Here is a 24667-nt window from a genome sequence, read left to right on the forward strand (position 1 = left end):
TCTTCTATTTAACACAAATTCTGTACTATAAATTTACTAGTTAGTGCGGGTGAATTAATTATGTGATTCAATAACTCCTGACACTCCTTGATTTTTTTGGTAATCATGACTTCTTTAATCGGATAAGTGAACGATTGAAAGAAAGATTCGAGTCTTATCTTTAATGTTTCATAAATTATTAATTCTTTGTCATTAAAATTCGCCAAAGAAAGTTCTTCTAATATTCCATTATTTTCTAAAGCAATAAGCTCAATGTAAGATTTAAAAATATCGAGCCTATCTAATTCTTTTTTTACTTTCTTTAATAAAGTATAAAACTGACTATTTATTTCTATTTCAATACCTGTTTCAAAATCGACTGTTTCAAAATCTTTCATACATCTGTATGTGTTAGCAACCGAATTAAGGATCAAGGCACTATCATTAAACTGGATACCTTTATATAAATTGTATGCTTCATGTTTTATGCTGTCTACTACTTCAGAATCTGCAGTAATTTTTCTTCGTGCGACTTCAGACAGGTTGCCCAAGCTAGCAGGATAATGACTAGCTACAAAATCATATCCAAGAGGTTTTCTCTCGAAAAAGCTTTTCATTTTTGTAATTAAACCTACGTTTTGATAGCTTTTTGAGCGCTTTCTTAATGATATTTCATTTAGCAAATCGCTAAAGGGCCTTTCAATAAGAGTAAGTGAATTGTCCGATGCTTCAAATACTTTTTTTGGATAGATAGAGATAATATTTCTCAAATGATATTCTCTAAATAAGTAAGTTAGAATACTTTTGAGGAGTAAATAAAACAATATAAGGATAAATGTTAGCACGATAATTCCGATTATCATTGCCGCATTCCCCTTTCTTTAAGCATTAATAGTACTTCTTTCTAGAAATCTACTGATAAAAATGAGAACGAAAAATAAGATCATAAAAAGATCTATCACAAGCGAATAAACCATATAATCATAAGCACTAATCTCCAAAGGGAGAATCACAGACGATATCATCATTAGCATTAAATATAACGCTACAGAGGTACCATGATTCTTACCGATACTCTTTGTTGAATATTTTGGACCTAAATCTTCGCCGAGAGCTTTAATTGCATCGTCTGTTTTCATATAAGCCATAATAAGAAAATAGAACGTCATGCACATAATAAATGCATTAAACGAATAAATAAATAATTTATAGAAAATTTCAAAATCTAAAGAGCCAAGAATTTTCGTTAAATTGAGTAATGCATCTGTCAAATTGCGATGGACATAGGATTGGTTATGTAGACCACTTAAAATAACACCATACAAAGCAGAAAGAATAATTCCGAAAAGAGTAAAAATAATTGGAAAAATATTTCTAAAGTCTTCTTGAAGTGACGGTGCAGCTTGAACCCGAGTTGTATGTAAATATCGTTTTCTTTTATTAGGCATTATATGCTTAAACGAAATAATTCATAATAGACTTATCGGTAGATTTTATAAAAACAGGGTAGAAAAATTAAAAAGCCCGCCTCCTCACTTACCAATAAAGACTAAGAGGGCGGACAGAATTCATAGAATTAACTTTCTGAAAAATATGGTTTTTTTCATGATAGTGCATTTATACGATGACTAACTTTTTTAAAATTACAGTAAAAATAAGGTGTTGTCAAGAAAATTCAATATTATTTTCGGCTTATAATGAATCAGAGCCAGTACCCTCATCTGTTGTTCTAGGATAGTCTGCGCAGCAAAACACCTCGCATATCGGACTCGGAATGTGACGTTTAATACGATTCATTCTTAAACTGAAATTAGCAATTCCCGATTCTAAAAAAGTGAAACTCGCGTTAAGGACAGGAAGAAACAAATACGAGTGCCGATGAGCTTCAAAATGCCATATCCCATTCATTCTAAATCATCTTGTATTTGGAAGATCGGCTCAACCTCCTAGCCAAGCTCAGATGCTGAATCGTCGCTGAGATGTGCTCGTTGCGATCTTCTCTCTGGGCTAAATATCAGCAATCGTCCGTGCATCTTTAAGTAAACCGTTATATGCCCAGGCTGAAAGTCCCGCGCATTTATCTCCCACTGACGATATTGGTGGCGCCGGGCGCTCGCTTTGGCGAGCGCCTTTTCTGCGAAAGCTCAGGCGAGCGTGGTGGAGCGACGGCGCTGCGCTTGCCCTGACAAAGCCTGACATGATTCGGGCGTGAAGCGACCCCCTTGCCGGCTGCAATGTCCCGGTCACAGGGTCATGCAGGCCGATCTGCAAGGGGGCTGACAGGACTGCAAGCGCTGTGACTGAGCGATGGGGGAGCTCACTTAGCCGCCGCGCGGCGGGTGGGGCAAGGCGGCGGGGTTGGTTCTTCGAAGACTCTCAGATCCTTTGGCGGCTTTTTCCCCTTGTAGAAAAAGGGTACCACGACGGACTGGCACTGGTCCCGCAGGCCCCGGGCCCAGGTCAGATCAAAAGGCCGTGCGCCCGGCCCGGTCTCGGGCCCGCAGATTATCCAGTCTATCAGTCGGCTCGACGCCCAAAGCTGAAAACTGCGGGGTACGAGAGGCCCGCGCTTTTTGCTTAGATAGCCGGTTAGGTCTATCGGGCCAAGCATCGGCTCGACCGAAACGAACTTGACAGCTGCTGGCATTTGATACAAGAACGGTATCCGTCGCTCAGCCTGTGCCTGGTTTTCCACGGAAACACCGAACCAGAGCACCGGGCTTCCCACGTAATCCCGATCCGCGAACTTCTCGAAAAACGCGGCCATGCGTTCCACCCGCTTTGTCAGGATCATGTAGGTGTGTTGGGGTGTTGCGGTAACGACCTCATGTGAACCTGATAATTTAATCGTCCTACAGGATTCTATCTCTTTAGGCGGCTCAATAAAGCGTAAACAACGGCATGTCAAAACCAACAAAGAGGAATAATCGTTCCTCTGTGGCGCTCGTTGTTTCGCTTTTACGCCCTTTCTGATAAGCCACACCTATGCTTAAAGGATACTTCGCAACATCGTATGACACAAGAAATGACGGCGCGACAATCTCATTCAGGTCCACATTCTTGTTAATGCCATTCAATTTCAGGTTAATCGGATTTCCAAAATCGAAGGGCGCAATCATAAAACTCATCGAGCTACCACAGCCAAATCCGTGGCTATACTCCAAGCCGATCGGGGCATAAATTCCGTGTTTATCTTTATCTCCAAAATCCTGTGAATTTCTTACTTCCCCGAACAAGTATCCAAGATAAGAAGAAATGAGTATATGATTTCTATATTTCTCCCTTTTGACCGCAAAACTAACAGGCGGCAACATATATGCGTTGAGGACTTCCTTTGCTTGGCCAGACGATTCCGCGTCCGACAATTCAGCAAAAAAAAGAACATGCTCCTTGAACGTTTCCGAAGCTTTTTTGTCGGCTATTGATTTGCTTTTTTCTAAAAAATTTGTCGCTATTATGGCCTTAGCCGTGTTGGTGTCCGCAGCCATGATTTGCTTGTAATAGATTTCCAGATTGTCAAACGTAGCGATTATTTTACCGCTACCTTCATTCATGGCTTCTGTCGCCAGTTTACTCCATTCCCCTAATAAGGCATCCGCCTTATATTTGCATATACGCTGGCTGGGGTCGGTCTGGCAATCATCCTTGAGTTTTTTTACATCGACAACGAGTTTGCCTTTGTTGGCCTCAAAATGCTTTTTCCAGAGATTTAACTTGTCGATTGAGTCCTTAATGTCTTTTTCGATACTCGGAATGTCATCTATTGTAATTTCAGGCGTCTCGCATAATTGATCAATATTTTTTAATTTGGCGTCGATTTTGAGAAAGCTATCCCGCATATCGAGAACGCCGGCATAAAATCCATACATTAAGTCTTGCAAATCCTGCGGAGGTTTTACTGGTGAGCTAACGGTCAGAGGATGCGGAATGCCCTCGTACATGACACTAATATACTGAGCAAATTCAAGGTATCTCTCCGTCACATCCATTGCAGTTCTCTTGAAATCTACAGCTTTGCTTAACTCCTTAGCTGCAACCCTGACCATTAAATTTTTTAAATCAACATCAACAGAATTCTTCCATGTTTTTCGGCTCTTCAATAATAATCTCAAATCTCCCTGCTCTAAGTTCGAATATATTGTGGGAAAGTAACACTTGACGGCTTTATTGTCCTTGATACTTTGTTCGAATAAATAGAGGTAATTTTCTCTTCCCCTATCCAAGAGAAAATCTGCGACGCCATTAATCCGATCGCTTTCTTCATTTGCACCGGCATGCGATACAGAAACTAAAATTAATACCCCAATAAGCATCATTTTTCTAATGTTCATAGTCTCTTCTCCATACTCCATGCGTGACGTTGCTGCGTTCAGTGCATTATAAATTCAGAGGATCATCGTCAACTCATCCTTCTATCCAGACTCCGATACTGTATCGCTTCGGAGATATGTTCGGTCGCGATCTTCTCGCTGCCTTCGATGTCGGCGATCGTTCTCGCCACTTTGAGGATGCGATTATACGCACGTGCCGAAAGCCCCAGACGGTTCATTGCTTTTTCCATAAGACTGAGCGAGTCTTCGTCGATCTTACAGTACTTCCGGATATGCCGAGGCTTCATGTGGGCGTTGGCGTAGATGCCGTCGCTCTTGAAGCGTGCATACTGAATTGCCCGCGCCTTGGTAACGCGCTCGCGGATCAGAGATGATGCTTCCGCAGGCGTGTCCGACGATATCTCATTGAACTTTATTGCAGGCACTTCTATATGAATATCAATGCGGTCCATAAGCGGGCCTGAGACGCGCGACCGGTAGGTCTGCACCTGATGCGGTGTACATTGACATTGGTGCGCCGGATCTCCCCAATTGCCGCACTTGCAGGGGTTCATCGCGGCCACCAGCATCAATGACGCGGGATACGTGAGCGATGTGATGGCGCGAGAGATCGTTACCTGGCCGTCCTCGAGGGGCTGGCGGAGCGCTTCGAGCACATTCCGTTTGAACTCAGGCAACTCATCAAGAAAGAGAATCCCGTTGTGCGACAGGCTCACCTCGCCGGGTTTCGGCACCTGGCCGCCGCCGATAAGGCCGGCATCCGAGATTGTGTGATGCGGCGAACGGTATGGTCTTGTCGCGATAAGCGGCTGGCCTTTTCTGAGCAGGCCCATGATGCTGTGGATCTTGGTGGTCTCGATTGACTCGTCAAAGCTCATCTGGGGAAGCACTGTCGGAAGCCTGCGCGCCAGCATGGTTTTTCCCGAACCGGGAGGGCCGATCATGATGATGTTATGGCCGCCTGCCGCCGCGACCTCGATAGCGCGCTTGGCATGTTCCTGGCCTTTTACTTCGGAGAAGTCTTCCTGATACGCGGAGTAGGTTTCGAAGGCATTCTGGATATTGATATTCACCGGCTCGACCAGAGCATTGCCCGCGAGAAACTCCACCACCTGCGGCAGGGTCTGCATTCCGAAAATCTTGACAGACTCGACGACCGCCGCCTCCTGCGCATTGTCCTCGGGGATCACCATGCCGCGGTACCCGGCCTTCTTTGCCAGAACGGCCATGGATAGTGCGCCTCGCACAGGTTTTACCCTGCCATCAAGCGAGAGCTCGCCTACGATCAAGTAACCGTCCACCATCTCCTGGGTCAGGACGCCTTCGGCGATCAGCATACCGACGGCGATCGGCAGGTCGAAGGCGGACCCTTCTTTCTTGATGTCCGCCGGCGCGAGGTTCACGATAACCTGCTTGAGGGGAAAATCGAATCCAGTGTTCTTGAGCGCCGCACGCACGCGCTCCTTACTTTCTTTCACCGCTGCATCGGGCAGGCCCACCGTTGAGAAGAATGGAAGCCCCCTGCTCGCAATGTCAACCTCCACTTCTACCGGGTAGGCGTCGATGCCGAGCACCGCAGCGCTGATGACCTTGGAGAGCATAGGGCTCCTACGATGAATTTCGGAATGTGGATTTCGGAATGCGGAATAAGGAGCATGCTCCCAACTCCTTAAAACCTGACTGTTATTATGGCAGAGAATAGCAGAGAAATGAAGGGATTGTCAAACCGAAATTGCAGCCAGGAAACTACTGCTCGAACCGCGTAACAAATGCGCCGATGAACCGCATATTTCGCACGTAATCGGAAAAGGGAACTTCTTTGACCACGCCTCCGCCGAACTTGTCTTGCCGGTCCTTGTCTCCGGCAGCATGGATCAGGTAAGGCTTGCCGGACTTGATCCTGACGATCGAAAGGTGGGCCACGATCTCCTCAACCACGCGTTTCTTCGGGTCCTTGACCCAGTAGATGATGTCGCCATCCTGCAGCTTCTTCTGGAGCGCCCGCGTCGCGAGGACATTTTTCGGCAGGATGTCGACAGTGTCTTTGCCGCGTGAGCCCGCGATCTGCCTGGTCGCGCCGAGGTCAGCGGTGATGTTCTTTCCCCACTTGGAACTCAAAACCATGTCCTCGCCGTACTGAAAGCGCTCGTCGTAGTTCGCGACAAGTCCGTCCGTGACCTTGCCCTGGGTGATGAACCGCAGGCTGAGCGCCCGGTCAATGGCCTCACCGGGAGTGCTTGTCTGGGCGAGCTCTACCGAACGAAAAGTAAGATACATGCAATCGACCTTTTCATCAGCCACGATGCGGTTGGTGCGCACATAGAGGCCGAGGGGGTCCGTATCATAGGGCGTCCCGATAAAGCGGCTAGCCCAGGAGGCGATCCGCTTGTTCAGCGGAAGTTTCGAAATCCGCGCCTGCGCAAGCAGGATATCATCGGCGGTCATGGCAGCCATGTTCTTTTTCTCATCCGGCTGACCGGCGCCGATGATTCGAAGACCATACTGGAGCGAGCTGGCAAACCGTCGATCCTGGATCCCGGCGAGCTGCGCCGATTTTTTTTTCGGAACCTGGATAAACCGCCCGCTCCCAAGGTACAAACCGAGACCTTCGCCATAAAAAACAAGGATGTCGCAGGGTTCAAGCTCTTTTTTCGATACACGCTCGGCCCTGTCTTTGAACGACGCGCGATCCGTGCTGAGCGGGAACCCGTGGATCCGGTAGGTGATATAGATCAGGCCGCTGATGTCCATGCCCTGTGCCGAAATCCCGCCGCTGAGGTGCCGGACGTTCAGGAACTGCTTTGCCGTCTTTGTAACTTCCTCGGGCCTGGTATCGTTTATGACGGGATCAGCGGATTTCACGGGCATTGTTTCCGCAACATCGATGATCGCAACCGACCTGTCGGGGAACTGGACCTTATGCCCCTTTTCGGTGGTCTGGATCACCGGCAGGCGCGTGCCGGCATACAGTGAGACCTTGTGGTCACCGGTCCTGTCCAGGATCATCGCCTCGGCCTTCGGCGTCGTAATAACGATCCACTGACGATTCGCGTTCAGGTAGGATCGGCCTTTGTCCTTTGGGATGTCGACCGCTTCCTGCTGGATCCAGCCTTCGCGATTTCCCTGGCTCGGGATCTTCACGCGGTAACGATTATCCTGTTTTCCCAGGATCAGCACTTCATCACCCATGAGCACCTGCGTTTCGAGCCTTGATTTCGATACCGGCTCTTCATGCACGTTCGCGAGCGGCGCGGACACGATCCCCAACTCAGCGTTTGTGGGCTCTTGACCAACACCCGTGACGGGGAGGAAAACGGTAAATAACCAGGGTAGTAGTAGGGAGATTAGTTTTTTCATCAGATCGATTCAGAACTGCGAGAGGGCATACTGCGCTTGGATGAGGTTCGATACGAATAAAAAATGGTGCCGAAGGGGGGACTCGAACCCCCATGGGTTGCCCCACACGCCCCTCAAACGTGCGTGTCTACCAGTTCCACCACTTCGGCATTTAAAAAACTTTCGCCACAGAGGCCACAGAGATAAAACGTGATTCAAGGTCTTGCCTTTCCCTGTGCTCTCTGTGGTTGGTTCTTATTTTTTCATCGTCGGCTGCTTCGCCGTGATGGAGGTGAGCCAGCCCGCATGTCGGTTGTCACGGCCGTGGACGATGTCGAAGAACGCGGCCTGCAGCTCCTTCGTCACCGGTCCCGGCTTGCCTTCACCGATGCTGCGATTGTCCACTTCACGGATCGGAGTGATCTCCGCGGCCGTGCCGGTGAAGAAAGCCTCATCGGCGATATAGAGATCATCCCGAGTAAACCGCTCCTCGACGAGACGCATCCCGCGCTCGGCGGCAAGCTGGATGATCGTGTCACGAGTGATGCCTTCAAGAATGGCGGTGAGCGGAGGCGTCTTGATCACGCCTTTCCGAATCATGAATACGTTCTCTCCGCTCCCTTCGGCTACGTATCCTTCAGTATCGAGCAGTATGGCTTCGTCGTAGCCGTCCTTGAGCGCTTCGCGCTTGGCAAGCAGAGAGTTGGCATAGTTCGCCGTGGTCTTCGAGCGCACCATGGTCGCGTTTACATTGGGCCGGCTGAAAGACGAGATCTTTACCCGGATGCCGTTCTTCAGCGCTTCTTCGCCGAGATAGACGCCCCACGGCCAGACGCCGATCGCGAGCTCAATAGGATTCTCCTTCGGGAAAACGCCCATTGCCCCATAGCCGATATAGGCAAGCGGTCTGATGTAGCAAGCGTCTATCTTGTTCACGCGGATGGTCTCGAGTATCGCCTCCGCAACGGCCTCGCGGGTAAACGGAATATCCATCAGACAGATATGGGCCGAGTCGAAAAGCCGGTTGACGTGCTCCTGCAGCCTGAACACGGCCGAACCGGAATCGGTTTTGTAGCAGCGGATGCCTTCGAACACGCCGGTCCCGTAATGGAGCGTGTGCGTAAGGATATGCACCTTCGCATCGTCCCACTTCACGAACGATCCGTTCATCCATATCTTTTCTGTTGCCTTAAGCATAGGCGACATTTATAACAGCCTGATGCTGAATTGTCAATGGTTTTTTTCCCCTGGGTCAACTCACGCGGACGCATGATCGCAACGAAGGAAGGCCCTGCAATCCCTCGTGTTTTCGTTTGACAGCGCCCCGGAGTGGAGCTAAACTAACATTAAAATCAACCTGAGGAGGGCCTATGCAGATCAAGACTATTTTATTCCCGACTGACTTCTCGAACGGCGCCCGCGCGGCCATGGACCATGCCGTCTCGCTGGCAAAGGATTACCAGGCAAAGCTCATCCTGCTCTATGTGATCCAGGACATCAGCATTGCCGAGTGGTACATCCCCTCGTCGCTCTCCGTGGGCGATCTGGTTGAGGACATGCAGAAGAGCGCGTGGAAGGAGATGGACAAGTGGATCGCGGAGGTCTCTAAACAGGTGAAAGACGTGGAGAAGATTGTCGTACGCGGTGTGCCGTTCGTCGAGATCATCCAGACCGCAAAGGAGAGGAGCGCTGACCTGATCGTTATCGGCACCCACGGCAGAACAGGCATCGACCATATGCTCTTCGGAAGCACCGCTGAGAAGGTCGTGCGCAAGGCCTCCTGCCCCGTGCTTACCGTGCGGATCGCAGGCAAAGAGTTCAAAATGCCGTGACGCCCTTAACGGGCGAATTGATAATTGCAGATTGAAAATAGCAAAATGCAAAATGGACTAAAGACCGAATCGGTCTTCCACTTTGCATTTTGCATTTTGACCTTTGAAGCTTGCGATTACAGGCAGCGACTTACTTTCCCAGGAGCGTCGTGAACGTATCGTGGTGCCGTTCCTCATCCGAGAGGATCTCTTCGAAGAGCAGTCTCGTTGTGTCATCACCCTCTGTAGAGGCCCGCTTGATTATGTCCTTGTACAAGGTGATGGCCTCTTCCTCGGCTTTTACGTCGGCCTTCAGCATCTGCTCGGGGGTTCCGCCCTTGGCTATGGGATTGGGCTTGATGGTGGGGGCCACATCGAAGTAAAAAAGCCTCTCGGCGATCTTCTCGGCGTGTTTCATCTCCTCAACGGCAATATCCTCGAACACGTCCATGAGAGACGCTGAATTGAGGCCCTTCACCATGATGTGGTGCCACATATACTGCACGATTGCCTGCAACTCTCCTGCTATTGCCTGGTTCATCATTTCCGTCAATTTGGGACTCGCCTTCTGCACCATGATGCGCCTCCTTTGAAAAGTGTATGTAAGTTGCATTTCGAGTGTATCGGAATATGCTAACTATAGCACAGAAAAATAAGGTTTGCATATGACAATGTTATCATGACCAGAAAGTTTACGCTTTACCGTTTATCCGTGGCTAATAAGGGTTCATCGTCAAATTCCCGTTGCCTTATCCGATCTCTTGAAATATAATATGCGGGCATTCAATGTGATGAAGGGGTGACACTATGGGTAATAATCTCGTTTACAAAATATTGGGATCACATCTGGTCGAAGGAACGCTTACAGCGGGTACCGAGATCGCGATCAGGATCGATCAGACACTAACCCAGGACGCGACCGGCACCATGACCTATCTGCAGTTCGAGGCCATGGATGTGCCGCGGGTCAAGACCGAGCTTTCGGTGAGCTACGTGGACCACAACACGCTCCAGGACGGGTTCGAGAACGCCGATGACCACCGGTATTTGCAGACCGTCGCATCAAAATACGGGATCTACTATTCGAAAGCGGGGAACGGCATCTGTCACCAGGTGCACCTTGAGCGTTTCGGAAGGCCCGGCAGGACGCTCCTCGGGTCCGATTCTCATACGCCCACCGGCGGCGGCATCGGTATGATCGCCATCGGCGCAGGCGGACTTGACGTGGCAGCGGCCATGGGAGGCGGACCGTTCTACCTCACCTGTCCCAAGGTCGTAAAAATAAATTTAACCGGCAAACTTCAGCCCTGGGTATCGGCCAAGGACATCATCCTCACAATCCTCAAGATGCTCACGAGCAAAGGTAACGTCGGCACCGTGATAGAATATGGCGGCGACGGGATCAAAACGCTTTCCGTACCCGAGCGCGCGACCATCACAAACATGGGCGCGGAACTTGGGGTGACCACATCGATCTTTCCAAGCGATGACATTACCCGTTCATTTCTCAAGGCACAGAGAAGAGAGTCTGATTGGCTTGCACTCGCTGCTGATGTTGATGCGGATTATCACCGGGTGATCGAACTTGACCTCGGCACGATCGTACCGCTCATGGCACAGCCGCACTCCCCTGATAATATCGGTACGGTGAAGGAGCTGGCGGGAACGAAAGTGGACCAGGTCATGGTCGGCTCATGCACCAACTCATCGTATCGTGACCTGATGATCGTGGCGTCGATGTTGAAAGGAAGAAGGGTCTTTCCGGATGTGAGCTTCGGCGTAGCGCCCGGGTCCCGCCAGGTGCTCGAGATGATCGCCAGGAACGGTGCAATGGCTGATATCGTCTCCGCGGGAGCGAGGATCCTCGAATCGACGTGCGGTTTCTGCATCGGGAGCGGCCAGGCGCCGAAGACCGACGCGATCTCGGTCCGCACGAGCAACAGGAACTTTGAAGGCCGCTCCGGCACAAAGAGCGCGAAGGTCTATCTCGCCAGTCCCGAGTCCGCTGTTGCCGCCGCGCTCACCGGCGGGATCATGGATCCCCGTGATCTCGAAATCCCCTATCCCGAGATCGCCATGCCCGAACAATTCTGGACCAACGACTCGATGGTCCTTCCCCCTGCCAAGGACCCGCTGTCGGTGACCGTCTACCGGGGCCCGAACATCGGCGATCCGCCTGCTGCAGAACCGCTTCCCGACGTCATTCATGGCGTGGTAACGATCAAGGTCGGCGACAAGATCACAACGGACCACATTATGCCTGCGGGATCGCGATTGAAATACCGCTCGAATATTCCGAAGTACGCGGAGTTCGTGTTCGAGGGAGTCGATGCGTCCTTTGCAAAAAGAGCGCTTGAGAACAAAAAAACAGGAAAGCACAATGTCGTGATCGCAGGAGCGAGCTATGGTCAGGGTTCGAGCCGCGAACATGCGGCCATCTGTCCCATGTACCTGGGCGTCAAGACAGTGATCGCAAAATCGTTTGAGCGCATCCATGCGGCGAACCTCATCAACTTCGGCATTCTGCCGCTCACCTTCACGAACGAAGCTGATTATGATGCGATCGGAGCAAATGATGAGATCGAAATCGCCGCGATCAAAGCAGCCCTCGAGGCGGGAACGGACCTGATGCTCAATGACACGACGAATGGCAATCGTGTTCCGCTGAAATATACATTGAGCATGAGACAACGGGACATTCTTCTGGCTGGCGGGATGCTGAACTACACAAAAACGCAGACGAAATAAGACGACTTATCCTCAAAAGAACATTGGGGACGCAGATACAGATAAAAAGTATCTCTATAACTAAAACAAGACTCACCCTTGTGGTGATGATTCGTCTGGCTTTATCAGAGACAATCCGCGTTCACCTGTTGCCAACTTCCGTTTCCAGAATAAAAAATCCCCCAACAGATCGATACCTGCCGGGGGATTTCACGGAAAAGATTGCTGATACTTTAAAAATAGAAGTTAAAGCTTATCGCTGCTCTTTGAGTCCCAATCGTCGTTTCCTTATACTTGGTCGTCACGGCACCGGCAGTTGTTTCTGTTTCTGAAGATGTGTAGCCGAAACCGACGCTTCCCTCAACACTGAACTGCTTGTGTAGAAAGTATTCAGCGCCGAATTCCCCCATGATGCTCATGTCCTTCTGGTCTCCGTCCCGCGTCTTGCTATAGAAAATACTACCTCCTGCAAAGGGGGCAAAGTCGTCGATTTTCAGGTATTTTCTTACACCGCCGCCTATTCCAATATCAGTGCCCTTTGCATCACCGCCTTTTGCGCCGAAACCAAACCCGGCAAGCACGGCGAGATCTCTTAAAATAAAGTATTTGCCGGTGATGACGAAACTATCACTGCTATTAACCGCATTGATATTAAATCCTATGGTTCCCTTTTGCAAGCTGTTGGCTGCCGATGCGCTCCCGATACCGATACCCATAACCATGGCCATTGCTACCACAACGATCACAACTTTTTTCATCTTGTTCCTCCTTGAGAAAATATATGGCCTGATGACCAACCAACATGTTGTGCGCGACAAACTGCTCCGTCCTTCGTAGAACAAGAGTACAACAAACTGTCAGTCATGGCAAGTAATAATTTAATTGGAGGACTCACGAGCAGACGGTCGTTACCAGTGCCGTACTGGTGACATAACATCATCAGAGACTTTCCCTTACACCCCTGCCTCACGCATGAGCAGAATCGGCATGCGCGCCCGTTCCGGCTCATCGAGTAAAATAGACGCGGCCTTGGTCAGCTCGGAAGGCGTTTTTCCGCCTGCGGGAAGCATGATCAGGGACACCGAGTATTCCTCGGCTGCCTTCAGGATCTCCTCGTCCGGGTAACCGGACTTGATCGCCTCCGAAACATCGATCCCCTCTTTGGTCAATGCGCTTTTGATCTTCTTGACCGTCGCGGTTGTCCACTTCTTCACCTGTTCAAGCTCCACTTTTTCTCCCGCGCTGTAGAGATGGACAGGCACAATACCGAGGAGCAACACCTTCGAACTCGTGGCCTTTGTCTCTGCGATGATGTCCTCTTTGTTGGCCAACGACATGTCCGAGCTGCCGAGGGGGACCAGGATGGTTCCTGGCATGATGTATACCGGGCAGGAGGCCTTCTTCAGGATCGCCCTGTAGCGCGGTGAGGCAAGGATCAATCCTGCGTGCTCGGCTTCTGCGACACGCAGGGTCTCCTCTGCAGGGTCTCCCTCTACAGACATTATCTTTACACTCACATCCGGACCAACTTCCCGGATCATGTTCTCGGCATCTTGCAGGTGCCTCTTTACCTCAGCACGGGCAGCTTCCTCTGCCTTGGGACCGGCACCGTAGTCAATGAACAAGCTGCTCTGGAATACATGCAGGACTAAGACCTCTCCACCCTTTTCCTTTGCTTTCCTTATCCCATAGCGCAGGGCGGTCTTGGACTGGATTGTGCCATCGTATATGGTAAGAATCTTCATAAGCGACCTCTTTCTGGGTAATAAGTCAGGCTCTGTATGTGCAACATGAAATGTTGGTGCATCATATAGATGCATTAATAACTTGTTATTTTATTAGCAGTTATTTAAATCTGCATTTAACATGTCCATATTAGCGCATCTATTAATTGCACCACTTACTACAAATTATCACAATTTACAATTAACTCAATGCCTTGCAATCAGGCATGGTCATTGCTATATATGATATCAACCAGGCAATGTTCATAATTCAGATTCCAAGGAGACCACTATGAAAAAGTTTATCGCAATGCTCGAAGACCTCTGGGTTGCCGTCGCATTTGCAGAAGCCGGCGTTTATGAGCCTGCTGGTCTGCAGGAGTTGCAACCCCGTTGTCAAGATACACTCCGAATTCATACTGCTTAATTTCTTTAGACCAAGGAGGCAATGATGCACATCGAAATATTCGCGATTAACCTCAGGAACATTCTTCTTTTTCAACTGCTGGTGGCACTTGCTCTCGCGGGGAATGTACCCGTTGTCCAGCAGGAACTGCTCAAGATCTGGAATAGGCTCAACACCCCTTTGCTTCCGAAAAAATCTTCCAGGACCAACCATAAGTCCAACAAGTTCTGGGAGATCGATATGACCAAGTTCGAACCCTAAAACTGGTCACGTCCTTCTCAGTTTAAATGTGATACTTGATAGAGAACGTACACAAGCAGGGCAACTGGTCCAAAACTTACGACATTCGACGCGAGCGCCCTCACAACCTTCCCGTAAAGGTCTATCCTGCCGATAATGCTGGGCACGAGAAGCGATCCCATGAACATCATCTGAAATAGCATAAAAAAATTCGATTGAAGAAATGCGTGTTCAAAATCCATGATAGCTCTCCCTGTAACAACCAATCATTTTCGCAGATAGTTCGTATCGTTCTTAAAATCAGAAAAAACCTTCCTCCTGGCCTTCGCGAGAAGCGGGTCTTTTCTTTTACATCGACTTCGTGGAAAGTGCGGCAACATGCAGCTTTGCTGCTTCGCTCGTGAGTTCGGATTCACCCAAAGCCCTCTGATACTTGTTGATGATCTTCGTGAACTTCGGCGGGCAGAGCAGAACATCCACCTTCTCCGCCTTTGCAAAGCTGATCATTTCCTCGGTCGGATTCCCTTCAGTGCTGAAGAGGCTCGCCTTCACACCTTTGCCCTTCTCGCGAATGATGGTCTTTGCCTCGTTGATAAATTGTTCTGCTTCAGCCTTTGCAATGCCCTGTGCATCAACGATAGCATCGTAATCGATGAACATGCTGTTGTTGAAAACATGGAGTGCCACTACCTCTCCGCCCTTCTCCCGCGCTTTGTCCATACCGTACACCAGGGCTTCTTTCGCCTGCAGCGTGCCGTCATAAGCAACCATGATCTTCATGTTAACTACCTCCTGTTGGATTTTTTTATTGTTTTGTCCGCTTCTGATCTAACTATATTGCATGGGGCGTGCCAGAATTTTACCTGCTATTTTTCAAGAGGTTAAGTTGTGCGGTGCAGTTTTTTTACTGCATGAGGGGGCGCAAGTTATTACTGCACTATGCCGGGGAGAACGGAGACGGGGGATAATTTAGAGGTATTTTGGAGCAATCAATTATTTTATAGGAGAGACAGATACCATATCAATACCAAGCAGCCTGATCTTCTGCTGGAGATTCTGACGGTGGACGTTGAGCAGGCGCGCTGCCTCGGATATATTACCGCCTGATTCAATCAGCGCCGCGATAATGAGGCTCTTTTCGAACTGGCCTTTCGCATCCTTGAGCGGCATGATCGGGATCTTCTGCGCATCCTGGCTGAGCTTCTTATCCTCAAGAATATACTTGGGTAGATCTTCTTTTTGCACAACCGGCCCCGCAGTAAAGGCGATGGCATACTCGATCGAGTTCTCGAGCTCACGCACATTACCCGGGAAATGGTAGTTCAGGAGCGCCTGCATCGCGTCCTTAACAACTCCGGTGATATTCTTTTCCGGCGCTTTGTTCTTGTGTTTGTCGATAAAATGGTTTACGAGCAGGGGAATATCATCCTTTCTCCTGCGAAGAGGCGGCAGCTCGATGGGGATCACGTTCAGCCGGTAGAACAGGTCTTCCCGGAAATTCTTCTCAGCGATGGCTTTCTTCAGGTCTTTATTTGTGGCAGCGATAACGCGCACATTCACCTTGCGCGGTTGGACGTCGCCGATACGCGTAAACTCACCTTCCTGCAGGACCCGCAGAAGTTTTACCTGGAGCGGCGGTGAGAGCTCGCCGATCTCATCGAGGAACAGGGTTCCCTTGTCCGCTTCTTCCACAAGTCCGCGTTTGTCCGCAATCGCGCTCGTGAACGATCCCTTCATGTGGCCGAAGAACTCGGACTCGATAAGCCCATCGGGGATGGCTCCGCAGTTCACCGTCACGAACTTCCGACGGGCCCGCACGCTGTTCGAATGGATCGCCCGCGCCACCAGTTCCTTGCCTGTTCCGCTCTCGCCGGTCACGAGCACATTGCTCTCGCTCGATGCCGCGTGGCGCATGACCCGGAATGTCTCGCGGATCTCTGGACTGTTGCCGATGATGTTCTGGAACGAATACCGCGTCTCGATCTGCGTACGAAGAACGAGGTTCTCCCGTTCCAGCCTTCGCTTTTCGAGCGCCCTCCTGACGGGTAACCTTACTTCATCCGGCGAGAACGGTTTGGGGATGTAGTCGTAGATCCCTTTCTTGACCGCGTCCACGGCTGACGGGATGGTGCCGAACGCGGTGATGATGATGAATATGCTGTCAGTGTCGATTTCCCGGACCTTTTCATAGAACTGGAATCCATTCATGACCGGCATTTTGAGGTCCGATACAATAAGGTCAAAAGAGTTCTTTCGCACCATATCGACCGCGTCCACACTGCTCGTCGTGGCGATCACCTCAATTCCTTCCATCTCAAGGATGGCCTTCATGGCCTCACATACGCTTGACTCGTCGTCCACGACGAGCGCTCTTATCTTATCCATGGATCGGCACCTTCACGGTAAATGTCGTCCCCTGTCCCATAACGCTGGCGACCTCGATATCTCCGCCATGTTTCTTAATGATACCATAGCTCACGGCCAGTCCGAGGCCCGTACCTTTCGTTTCTCCCTTGGTCGTAAAAAAGGGATCGAAGATCTTGCCCATATGCTCCGGAGCTATACCCGAGCCCGTGTCACGGAAGACGATCCCGACAAACGTGTCAATGACCCGGGTGGACACCTCGATTTTTCCCGGCGGTGTAATGGCATGAATGGCATTTAATGAAAGGTTCAGGACCACCTGCCCTATCTGGGCCGGGTCGGCATACACATCCGGCAGATTTTCGCCCAGGTTTATGGAGAGTTCTATCCCCTTAAAAGCCTCCTGCGCGACAAGTGAGTCCATGATCTCTTCCACCGGCCGGTTGATGTTGATCTTGACGGGCTTGATATTCACTTCTCTTCCAAAATTGAGGAGCTGCCGAACGATGTTCCGCGCCCGCTCGGTCTCGCGAACTACGATCTTGAGCTGGTCGCATCTCGGATCGGCCTTGGGACACTGTTCGAGGATGAGGTTGGAAAAGGTAAGCACCGAGGTGAGTGGATTGTTGATCTCGTGGGCTATGCCGGCGGCGAGCATCCCGACCGAAGCGAGCTTTTCCGCCTCCACCAGCTGCGCTTGTTTCTCCCGCAGCTTTTCGATGGTGTGCTCGAGCGACCAGAGTGCGTTCTTCAGCTTCTCCTCCATGAGATTGAACGACGCCTCGAGCGATGCCAGCTCGTCCTTTCCCTTAACCTCGATGCTTTCCGAAAAATCACCCTGGGCGATCTTCTTGGTTATTTTTTCAAGCGTGCGAAGCGGCGATGCGATGCTGTTTGCCAGCTTGATGTTGATGATGGTCCCGAAAATAACCACCAGCACCAGCGCGACCACCAGCAGGGTGATGGACATCTTGATCGTCGTGGCAATGCTCGCCCGTTCTTTTTTTGAAAGGTTCTGCGTAAAGGACTGGATGTCCCGGGCCGTGATGCGCATTCTCTCAATTGCTTCCGTTTTCGCCTCGTAGAGACCATACAGCCTGGTAACGAGGTCCCGGTATTCCCGGATCGCGGGATGGGAGGCAAGGGTCGGGTGCTGCGCAGTCCTCATGAAATTCTCATAGACCACTTTATTTTTGTACAGCATGATGTTCTTCTCTTGCCGCCTCAGGACGAGAAACGCCCGGAGAGCCGTGTTGCCAAGCGTCCGCTCCACGTCCTGTCCTTTGAGCCGCACGAGTTCCTCCAGCTCTTCCTGGGAGGTATCGTTCGCCGCGATGGTTTCAATGAGGCGCTCATACTCGGCGATGGTCTGCTTCATCATGGCGCTATCCTTACCGCCGATCTCCCGGGCGATCTCCGATTTGATGTCATCAATGGTTTTCTTGAGCGTACTGAGATACTTTTGCAATACGTCGAGGCTTTCTTGGTCCTTGAACAGGAGGAAGTTCTTTTCATATCGCCGTACTTCAAGGATGGTATTGGTGATATCGTCCGCCGTCTCCACGAGGACCAGCCGCAGAGAGATCGTCCGGAGCTCTTTATAGGCAAAGAATCCGAGTATGGCCAAAAGAAATATATACAGGCCGAAACCGACGAAGAGTTTATCCCGTATCTTCATGTGACGTTATTATAGCGTAACCCCGCTTAAAAAGAAACAGGGGTTCGATGGCGCCGCCACCGAACCCCCGCGTTTTTTTATATCCAGCACGGTTCTTTCACGACATAGACACAGCAGTGGCTGTGGCGCACGACGTTGGCTGCCACGCTTCCAAGGCTGAAGCGACTGTTCGCGTTCCTCCCTCTGCTTCCGATCACGATGAGGTCGATCTTTTCCTTTTCAGCAAAAGAGACGATCTCCTGTGCGGGAGAGGGCGCCGTGGCAAGGACCGTGTTCACCTTGCCAACTCCGCACGCTTTCATCAATTCCGTTGATTTGGCCAGGAGCTCTTCTCCTTGTTTTTTCATGCTTTCGAGAAGCCGGTTGCGCTCTGAAGCGGAAAGTTCGAGGTCGATGTCCGCCACCGACGGGATGACCGTTATCAGGTACAGCTGCGCATCTTTTGTCTTTGCATAGTGAGATGCCACCTTGATGCCTTCTGATGCATGTTTGGATCCGTCAACCGGTACCAATACTTTCATGTTCCCTCCTATACCTCTCTTTTTACTTTGGCTTTTTTCATGGTAAGGCCGATCCCGTCGAACATGTAGAATATGGCAAAACCCCACCACATGGTATAGACCACGTAGAATACGAGAAGCCCTGTCATGATGAGCGCCTTGTCCGCAACCTGCTGCGCCTCGATCTTGTAGTAATTATATGCCGGCTCCACGGCCTTCTTCATCACATCAGAGACGATCTTTGCCTCTTCGATCTTGCCCTGCTTCTTGAGCGCCTTGTCCATGGTCTTGAGCAGGACATGCCATGACTCCATGACCTTCTTTTCCTCGACTCCGTAGCGCTTGGCAACCGTTGCGCCGTCGTTCTTGAACATGTCGTCAGCATCCTGGAGTATCTTCGACATCAGTACGCCGAGATTGCCATTGACCTGAAGCTCCGGGTTCGCGTTTTTCGCATCAATGCCCGCATCAGCAAGGAGCTTCACGGTGCCGTCAATCTGTTCCGGCTTTTCATATTTTATCGCGATCGCCAGGGAAGTATTCGCAAACTTCTCGTTACTCTTCATGACCTTGGGAATGAAGTAGGACGACCCTTTCGAAAGCTTGTTGAACATATCGTCGGCGTATACAAGCCCGTTCCTGCCGTCACCGAAGACAGGCGAGAAGATAAGAGCGAGCACGCCGGCAAAGGTCACCGCAAGGAATGCTCCGGTGAAAAATGTGGATTTATTTTTTATGATCATGGCTATGCCTCCTCTCTGAGCGTTTTAATGTTGGCAAAGAACTTGCTGAAGATCCAGATGCCGAAGATGGCGACCACGACCCAGAAAATGATGTTGCCGAAAAATTCGATTGCGTTGATGGTCGTCTTGGACATGTTTATGTACTCAAGTTCCACCATCTTTTTGGGCAGCGTTGCCGCCCGGTTGATGAATCCCGCGAGGATGGACACGGCGTAGAACCCGCGGATCTGGATGCCCTTCACCACCTTGGTCGTGAGTGCGCCGACCTGGATGCCGATGAGCGAACCGATCAGCATGCCCATGGCCAGGGTATAGAACACATAGCCGTAGATGGCGTACTGCACGATGGAGGCCAGTCCCGCGGTAAAGATGATCTGGAGAATATCCGTGCCTACGGTAGTCGCCGTGGACACGCCGAAGGTGTACACGAACATGGGAAAGGTGACGAACCCGCCGCCCACACCCATGATGGCGGCCAGGATGCCGACGATCATGCCGCCCATGGCAATAAACACGCCGGAGATCTTCTTGCCTCCCTCGACATAATCTTCGTCAAAGGTGATCATGGGCGGGATATTCATGCTCTGGAGCTTCCGAGCGAAGTCGGTCGTGCCCGAGGACCCGCCGTGGGCATCGCCGCCCGTCGCATGGCGGGATTTCCAGAAGTCCATCATGGCATACACGCCGAGAAAGCCGAGCAGGACAGCATAGACCAGGCTGATGAACGCCTCGGAAAGAAGCGGATCCTTGTCATAGAGAAACCTGTTGATGGAGCCGCCGATGAACGTCCCGGCGCCCGAACCGACGAGGAACGCTATTGCCAGCTTCGTCGATACGTTACCGAGCTTTTTATGGACCGTGGTGCCCATGATGGCCTTGGCAAAGATGTGGAACACGTCGGTGCCCACAGCCAGGATGCCCTTGACGCCCGCGGCCATAAGCGCCGGGGTGATGATAAATCCGCCGCCCGCGCCAATACAGCCGGTGATGAGCCCTGCGGCCAGGCCGATGGCGATCGAGATCAGAAAGATGCTGTCTGAATAAAATGCCGGTGCATAGGCGGTCTTGCCGCCCAGCATATTACCAGCGTCTGCCAGTGTAATGATCAGAATCGGCATCAGCATGAGCAACAGGAGCCACATCTTCTTCCGGTTATGAATGATGCTCATGGAGACCTCATAGTCCCACTTGGCGTGCGCTATGGACGCCGCTTTCAAAAATTCGTAGGTGTTTCTCATTGCTCCCATATCAAACCCTCCTCTGTATATTTTTGTGACCGGTTACGAGGTAATCTGTATCAGTTCCGTCTGGATCTTGTACTTTCTGCCACATCCCATCAAGCGGGTATAGGCGATCGGGCTCCCATCGGACGCAACGAGAAGCCGATGGAGCAGGAGCATCGGCGTGCCAACACCGGTCTTGAGAATTGAAGCGGCGTCGTCGGTCATTCCGGTGATCTCGATCATCTGGACGACCTTGAAGATCTTTTTTGTTGACTTCTGCTGCACCATTTCATAAAAAGGGGTCTGACAGACCTCAAACTCTGCTATGTCGGGAACGCTGTCGAGCGGAATGAATGACTCCTCAAGGTAGGCAGGCTCACTGTTCACGACCCTCTTGCAGAGAATGTAGTAGATGTCGCCTTCGGCCTTTAAATAATTTTTCACGTCCGCAGGCGGCACCTTGATCCCTTTCACCAGAAGCTCCTTTCGTGCGCTCACCCCCTCTCCGAACATATCTTCGGTCAATCTTGTTTTCATGGTTATGCCGAGGTCTGGAATTGAATGCTTGACAAAGGTGCCTTTGCCCTGCAATTTTTTGAGATACCCGGTCCGTACCAGATCGGCAATGGCCATCCGGATCGTTGCCTTGCTCACATCATAGATTTTGCAAAGCTCGTCTTCAGTAGGAATCTGCGATCCCACAGGCCATTCGCGAGTCTCTATCTTTTCTTTGATAATAGAGAACATCTGGACATAGAGCTTTTGCTGGCTTTCTCTATCTATTGTCTTATTAGTCAACATAAGTTTATTTCTTCAGGTTGTTATAATGATTATTATTGGTCAAAAAAATCGGGGTTTTCTTTTTCAGGAAAGCCCGAATGATCCACATATTATGTTGTCAAGAAGCATGCGCAAACTTAGGAGATCAGCACAGATTATTTTCTAACAGAAATAAGCTCCGCGCTTTTCTCATCCCGGGCAATATCATTCCCGGCTATTCTGTTCGCTTCGTCGAATTCTCCAGCCTCGGCAAAGGTGATTGCTACCATGATATCCTCTATCATTTTTATTAGTTTTTCCATCTAATACCTCCTGAATCAATTTCTATCTTATTGTATTACAAGAGACATGCCATATTATAACTGGTTGAAATTTATATTAATTTTAATGTTGTGGGCATGGTGGTGCAATCAAATGATGCGGTTTTTTATTAAATTGTGCGATTTTTCGTGGCAGTTAGTGCACCATGATGTTGCACTAAGTTTATTTATGTTGCGATATTATATTGTTTTATTTTTCTTTGAAGTTGCTGCCGGTAGATACCGAGGGCTGTTGCTGCGCGGGATATGTTTCCATTAGCCTCACGGAGCGCTGAAGCTATAGTTTCTTTTTCCGTTGCCACGATGGCATCCCGAAGCCGCTGTGCCGCGGGTCTGGGTTTAGCAGGGGATGTCAGCATAAGATAGGGAGGGAGATCGGTCGGCAGAATGTCCGAGGTGTTCGCGAAGGATATGGCGCGTTCAATGATGTTCTCAAGTTCACGCACATTGCCTGGATAGCTGTGCTCCTTGAGGATGTGCAGGGCATCGCTGGAAATGCCCTTGATCATGATGTCTTTCCGCTTTGCCGCATGTTCCTGGATAAAATGTTTTGCGAGAAGCGGCACATCCTCCAACCGGTCGCGCAGCGGGGGCAGATGGATATTGATAACGTTCAGCCGGTAAAAGAGATCTTCCCTGAAGGTTCCGCGCTGGCAGGCTGTCTTGAGGTCGACGTTCGTGGCGGCTATGTAACGCACATCCACGTTCATATGACGCATTCCGCCGATCCGCATGATCTCCCCTTCCTGGAGGACCCGCAGGATCTTTGTCTGGAATAACAACGAAACATCTCCGATCTCGTCAAAAAAGACCGTTCCGCCGTCAGCCTGTTCAAGAAGGCCTTTCTTCATGTACTGGGCGCCGGTGAACGATCCCTTTTCAAATCCGAAAAGCTCCGACTCAAGAAGCGTGTCCGGGATCGCGCTGCAGTTTATGGTCATGAACGACTTTTCGTTCCGCGGGCTCCAGCGATGGATCGCGCGGGCGATAAGCTCCTTGCCCGAACCGCTCTCACCGGTGATCAGCACATTGCTCTCGCTCGCCGCGGCCTTTTTAATAAGCCCGAAGACCTCCTGCATGGGCTTGCTCGTCCCGATAATCTCATCAAATCCATACTTTTGGTTCAGGATCTGTTTTTTGTGCTTCTCGATGACCTGACTCAGGGTCTCTGTGGTCAACGGCTTTCCCAGATAATCGCTCGCCCCCAGTTTCATAGCCTCCACTGCCCGGTTCAGGTCCGGATGAGAGAAGGCTATGACGGGCATGCTCTGTCGCACGTCCAGAAGCCGATGCTGCCAGTTCTCTGTATCAAGGTCCAGCAAGGCGATATCATACCCTTCCATGCCGGCGGGAACTGTTCCCGAAGTGTCACTCTCCCTGCTCTGATTCTGCGTATCAGAAGTAAAACCGGTAGCCTTGAACAGGGCCGCGATGTACTTCGATTCATCGGATATGATTAGGATGTTGAGCATAATAAATAAGACGACGGACGATGGACGACAGAAGAGGGACGAAAAGGAAAGGATACGCGCGTCCCTCGTCCTTGTGCGCGTAGCGAACGATCATCCCTCATCCCTCGTAGTCATTTCCGCTTCACTACCAGCACCGCGCAGGACGACAGTACGATCACCCGCTCTGCCACGCTGCCCATGAGGAGTTTTTCCAGACCGGTCCGGCCATGACTTCCCAGCACGATGAGGTCCGCGTTCTTGTCCCTGGCGATCTCGATGATGGCGTCGGCGGGCCTGCCGCTCATGACAAAGGCCTTTACCGCGACACCTTCTTTCTGCGCCGCTTCTTTAACTGACTTGACGTTCTTCTCCGCCTCGTGCATCTCTTTATCCGCGATGAGTTCCTTGTGGGTCATGGTCAAGTCGATGTCCGTGGGGGTCATAAGCTCTGACGGAACCACACTGATGACCGTCAACTCGCTCTTGTTCTGCTTCGCAAGCCCGATGGCCTCGGACGCCGCTGCAAGCGAGTATTTCGAGCCGTCCGTCGCAACCACGATGCTCTTGAAATCCACCTGCGCCGCCTTTGGCACGACTAACACGTTGCATGGCGCGTGGCCGATTACGCGCGAGGTGACACTCCCCATCATAAGCCGCTTCAGCCCCGAACGGCCGCGCCTTCCCATAATGATCATCGATACCTTGTTCTTGGCCGCTTCGTCGGAAATATAGTTAAAGGAGTCTTCACCTTCAAGGATGCTGGTGGTGCAATCCACCCCCTCTTTTTTTGCCCGTTCTTTCACGGATCCGAGATGCTCCTGTGCGGACTTCTCAGCTTTTTCCAGAAGCTGGGGCGCGATCGTTTCATACTCAGGGTTCGTTTCGATCACGGATAATACCGAAAGCTTGCTTGAACACCGTTTTGCGAGCCGGATGGCCTCGCGTATGGCGCCCTCGCTGAATTGTGAAGCATCTGTTGCAAGAAGCAACTTCTCAGTATTTACCACCGGACATATCTCTGCCATAATAACCTCCATGTTGCAGCTTTAGTGGC

At 50.7% G+C, this 24667-nt stretch carries 24 protein-coding genes and 1 tRNA gene; 3 read left to right on the forward strand and 22 right to left on the reverse strand.

Going from position 1 to position 24667, the window contains the following annotated elements:
* Nucleotides 1–8: 8 nt before the first annotated feature.
* From M0R70_02520 to M0R70_02555, 8 genes are all read right to left on the reverse strand, one after another.
* A complete protein-coding gene (locus M0R70_02520; GenBank protein ID MCK9418236.1) occupies nucleotides 9–749 on the reverse strand; it encodes a hypothetical protein in 741 nt (246 codons plus the stop codon).
* A gap of 111 nt (nucleotides 750–860) precedes the next feature.
* Complete coding sequence (locus tag M0R70_02525) at nucleotides 861–1427, reverse strand: hypothetical protein (protein MCK9418237.1); 567 nt, start codon at nucleotides 1425–1427, stop codon at nucleotides 861–863.
* An 869-nt stretch (nucleotides 1428–2296) separates the two neighbouring features.
* A complete protein-coding gene (locus M0R70_02530) occupies nucleotides 2297–2773 on the reverse strand; it encodes a phage Gp37/Gp68 family protein (protein MCK9418238.1) in 477 nt (158 codons plus the stop codon).
* Between the two features lie 85 nt (nucleotides 2774–2858).
* Nucleotides 2859–4310 (reverse strand): hypothetical protein, encoded by a 1452-nt coding sequence (locus M0R70_02535; protein MCK9418239.1) that lies wholly within the window; start codon nucleotides 4308–4310, stop codon nucleotides 2859–2861.
* 68 nt (nucleotides 4311–4378) lie between these two features.
* On the reverse strand, nucleotides 4379–5911 hold the full coding sequence (locus M0R70_02540; GenBank protein MCK9418240.1) for a YifB family Mg chelatase-like AAA ATPase: 1533 nt from the start codon (nucleotides 5909–5911) through the stop codon (nucleotides 4379–4381).
* 145 nt (nucleotides 5912–6056) lie between these two features.
* Nucleotides 6057–7667 (reverse strand): C40 family peptidase, encoded by a 1611-nt coding sequence (locus tag M0R70_02545; protein ID MCK9418241.1) that lies wholly within the window; start codon nucleotides 7665–7667, stop codon nucleotides 6057–6059.
* A gap of 64 nt (nucleotides 7668–7731) precedes the next feature.
* Nucleotides 7732–7816 (reverse strand) — tRNA-Leu (locus M0R70_02550).
* Between the two features lie 85 nt (nucleotides 7817–7901).
* The gene (locus tag M0R70_02555) at nucleotides 7902–8843 is read right to left on the reverse strand and encodes a branched-chain amino acid transaminase (protein ID MCK9418242.1); all 942 of its coding nucleotides are present in this window, start codon (nucleotides 8841–8843) and stop codon (nucleotides 7902–7904) included.
* Between the two features lie 173 nt (nucleotides 8844–9016).
* Between M0R70_02555 and M0R70_02560 the strand changes: the two genes are divergently transcribed.
* Nucleotides 9017–9478, forward strand: a complete 462-nt coding sequence (locus tag M0R70_02560) for a universal stress protein (GenBank protein MCK9418243.1) — start codon at nucleotides 9017–9019, stop codon at nucleotides 9476–9478.
* A gap of 130 nt (nucleotides 9479–9608) precedes the next feature.
* Here M0R70_02560 and M0R70_02565 read toward each other — a convergent pair whose 3' ends face one another.
* Nucleotides 9609–10034 (reverse strand): ferritin, encoded by a 426-nt coding sequence (locus M0R70_02565; GenBank protein MCK9418244.1) that lies wholly within the window; start codon nucleotides 10032–10034, stop codon nucleotides 9609–9611.
* A 230-nt stretch (nucleotides 10035–10264) separates the two neighbouring features.
* Here M0R70_02565 and M0R70_02570 point away from each other — a divergent pair, with 230 nt between their 5' ends.
* A complete protein-coding gene (locus M0R70_02570; protein ID MCK9418245.1) occupies nucleotides 10265–12205 on the forward strand; it encodes an aconitate hydratase in 1941 nt (646 codons plus the stop codon).
* Between the two features lie 212 nt (nucleotides 12206–12417).
* On the opposite strand, the gene M0R70_02575 is transcribed toward M0R70_02570, so the two are convergent.
* Both M0R70_02575 and M0R70_02580 read right to left on the reverse strand, forming a co-directional pair.
* Nucleotides 12418–12942, reverse strand: a complete 525-nt coding sequence (locus M0R70_02575) for a hypothetical protein (GenBank protein ID MCK9418246.1) — start codon at nucleotides 12940–12942, stop codon at nucleotides 12418–12420.
* Between the two features lie 195 nt (nucleotides 12943–13137).
* On the reverse strand, nucleotides 13138–13929 hold the full coding sequence (locus M0R70_02580; GenBank protein ID MCK9418247.1) for a universal stress protein: 792 nt from the start codon (nucleotides 13927–13929) through the stop codon (nucleotides 13138–13140).
* Nucleotides 13930–14356: 427 nt separating this feature from the next.
* Here M0R70_02580 and M0R70_02585 point away from each other — a divergent pair, with 427 nt between their 5' ends.
* Nucleotides 14357–14575 carry a hypothetical protein gene (locus tag M0R70_02585; protein MCK9418248.1) on the forward strand — a complete coding sequence of 73 codons (219 nt, stop codon included), beginning with the start codon at nucleotides 14357–14359 and terminating at the stop codon, nucleotides 14573–14575.
* A 17-nt stretch (nucleotides 14576–14592) separates the two neighbouring features.
* Here M0R70_02585 and M0R70_02590 read toward each other — a convergent pair whose 3' ends face one another.
* From M0R70_02590 to M0R70_02640, 11 genes are all read right to left on the reverse strand, one after another.
* Complete coding sequence (locus tag M0R70_02590) at nucleotides 14593–14796, reverse strand: hypothetical protein (GenBank protein MCK9418249.1); 204 nt, start codon at nucleotides 14794–14796, stop codon at nucleotides 14593–14595.
* A gap of 106 nt (nucleotides 14797–14902) precedes the next feature.
* The gene (locus M0R70_02595) at nucleotides 14903–15334 is read right to left on the reverse strand and encodes a universal stress protein (GenBank protein ID MCK9418250.1); all 432 of its coding nucleotides are present in this window, start codon (nucleotides 15332–15334) and stop codon (nucleotides 14903–14905) included.
* A 213-nt stretch (nucleotides 15335–15547) separates the two neighbouring features.
* Entirely contained in the window at nucleotides 15548–16939 is a 1392-nt protein-coding gene (locus tag M0R70_02600) for a sigma-54 dependent transcriptional regulator (GenBank protein MCK9418251.1), read from the reverse strand.
* Complete coding sequence (locus M0R70_02605) at nucleotides 16932–18596, reverse strand: ATP-binding protein (GenBank protein MCK9418252.1); 1665 nt, start codon at nucleotides 18594–18596, stop codon at nucleotides 16932–16934. Before M0R70_02605 ends, M0R70_02600 begins: the two co-directional genes overlap by 8 nt.
* A 77-nt stretch (nucleotides 18597–18673) precedes the next feature.
* Entirely contained in the window at nucleotides 18674–19117 is a 444-nt protein-coding gene (locus M0R70_02610; GenBank protein MCK9418253.1) for a universal stress protein, read from the reverse strand.
* A gap of 8 nt (nucleotides 19118–19125) precedes the next feature.
* Nucleotides 19126–19839, reverse strand: a complete 714-nt coding sequence (locus tag M0R70_02615) for a hypothetical protein (protein MCK9418254.1) — start codon at nucleotides 19837–19839, stop codon at nucleotides 19126–19128.
* A gap of 2 nt (nucleotides 19840–19841) precedes the next feature.
* Entirely contained in the window at nucleotides 19842–21086 is a 1245-nt protein-coding gene (locus M0R70_02620; protein ID MCK9418255.1) for a sulfite exporter TauE/SafE family protein, read from the reverse strand.
* 33 nt (nucleotides 21087–21119) lie between these two features.
* Nucleotides 21120–21863, reverse strand: coding sequence for a GntR family transcriptional regulator (locus M0R70_02625; GenBank protein MCK9418256.1), 744 nt, complete (start codon nucleotides 21861–21863; stop codon nucleotides 21120–21122).
* Nucleotides 21864–21997: 134 nt separating this feature from the next.
* Entirely contained in the window at nucleotides 21998–22144 is a 147-nt protein-coding gene (locus tag M0R70_02630; GenBank protein MCK9418257.1) for a hypothetical protein, read from the reverse strand.
* Nucleotides 22145–22329: 185 nt separating this feature from the next.
* Entirely contained in the window at nucleotides 22330–23634 is a 1305-nt protein-coding gene (locus M0R70_02635) for a sigma-54 dependent transcriptional regulator (GenBank protein ID MCK9418258.1), read from the reverse strand.
* A gap of 110 nt (nucleotides 23635–23744) precedes the next feature.
* Nucleotides 23745–24638: a universal stress protein gene (locus M0R70_02640; GenBank protein MCK9418259.1), complete on the reverse strand. Its 894-nt coding sequence runs from the start codon at nucleotides 24636–24638 to the stop codon at nucleotides 23745–23747.
* Between the last annotated feature and the right edge of the window lie 29 nt (nucleotides 24639–24667).

The organism is Nitrospirota bacterium (genome assembly GCA_023229435.1).
Lineage (GTDB): Bacteria > Nitrospirota > UBA9217 > UBA9217 > UBA9217 > JALNZF01.

Bases quoted from the DNA above. Each gene is read 5' to 3' on its own strand.
- M0R70_02525 (MCK9418237.1), bottom strand. From the start codon at position 1,427: ATGCCTAATAAAAGAAAACGATATTTACATACAACTCGGGTTCAAGCT.
- M0R70_02530 (MCK9418238.1), bottom strand. From the start codon at position 2,773: ATGATCCTGACAAAGCGGGTGGAACGCATGGCCGCGTTTTTCGAGAAG.
- M0R70_02535 (MCK9418239.1), bottom strand. From the start codon at position 4,310: ATGAACATTAGAAAAATGATGCTTATTGGGGTATTAATTTTAGTTTCT.
- M0R70_02540 (MCK9418240.1), bottom strand. From the start codon at position 5,911: ATGCTCTCCAAGGTCATCAGCGCTGCGGTGCTCGGCATCGACGCCTAC.
- M0R70_02545 (MCK9418241.1), bottom strand. From the start codon at position 7,667: ATGAAAAAACTAATCTCCCTACTACTACCCTGGTTATTTACCGTTTTC.
- M0R70_02555 (MCK9418242.1), bottom strand. From the start codon at position 8,843: ATGCTTAAGGCAACAGAAAAGATATGGATGAACGGATCGTTCGTGAAG.
- M0R70_02560 (MCK9418243.1), top strand. From the start codon at position 9,017: ATGCAGATCAAGACTATTTTATTCCCGACTGACTTCTCGAACGGCGCC.
- M0R70_02565 (MCK9418244.1), bottom strand. From the start codon at position 10,034: ATGGTGCAGAAGGCGAGTCCCAAATTGACGGAAATGATGAACCAGGCA.
- M0R70_02570 (MCK9418245.1), top strand. From the start codon at position 10,265: ATGGGTAATAATCTCGTTTACAAAATATTGGGATCACATCTGGTCGAA.
- M0R70_02575 (MCK9418246.1), bottom strand. From the start codon at position 12,942: ATGAAAAAAGTTGTGATCGTTGTGGTAGCAATGGCCATGGTTATGGGT.
- M0R70_02580 (MCK9418247.1), bottom strand. From the start codon at position 13,929: ATGAAGATTCTTACCATATACGATGGCACAATCCAGTCCAAGACCGCC.
- M0R70_02585 (MCK9418248.1), top strand. From the start codon at position 14,357: ATGATGCACATCGAAATATTCGCGATTAACCTCAGGAACATTCTTCTT.
- M0R70_02590 (MCK9418249.1), bottom strand. From the start codon at position 14,796: ATGGATTTTGAACACGCATTTCTTCAATCGAATTTTTTTATGCTATTT.
- M0R70_02595 (MCK9418250.1), bottom strand. From the start codon at position 15,334: ATGAAGATCATGGTTGCTTATGACGGCACGCTGCAGGCGAAAGAAGCC.
- M0R70_02600 (MCK9418251.1), bottom strand. From the start codon at position 16,939: ATGGATAAGATAAGAGCGCTCGTCGTGGACGACGAGTCAAGCGTATGT.
- M0R70_02605 (MCK9418252.1), bottom strand. From the start codon at position 18,596: ATGAAGATACGGGATAAACTCTTCGTCGGTTTCGGCCTGTATATATTT.
- M0R70_02610 (MCK9418253.1), bottom strand. From the start codon at position 19,117: ATGAAAGTATTGGTACCGGTTGACGGATCCAAACATGCATCAGAAGGC.
- M0R70_02615 (MCK9418254.1), bottom strand. From the start codon at position 19,839: ATGATCATAAAAAATAAATCCACATTTTTCACCGGAGCATTCCTTGCG.
- M0R70_02620 (MCK9418255.1), bottom strand. From the start codon at position 21,086: ATGGGAGCAATGAGAAACACCTACGAATTTTTGAAAGCGGCGTCCATA.
- M0R70_02625 (MCK9418256.1), bottom strand. From the start codon at position 21,863: ATGTTGACTAATAAGACAATAGATAGAGAAAGCCAGCAAAAGCTCTAT.
- M0R70_02630 (MCK9418257.1), bottom strand. From the start codon at position 22,144: ATGGAAAAACTAATAAAAATGATAGAGGATATCATGGTAGCAATCACC.
- M0R70_02635 (MCK9418258.1), bottom strand. From the start codon at position 23,634: ATGCTCAACATCCTAATCATATCCGATGAATCGAAGTACATCGCGGCC.
- M0R70_02640 (MCK9418259.1), bottom strand. From the start codon at position 24,638: ATGGCAGAGATATGTCCGGTGGTAAATACTGAGAAGTTGCTTCTTGCA.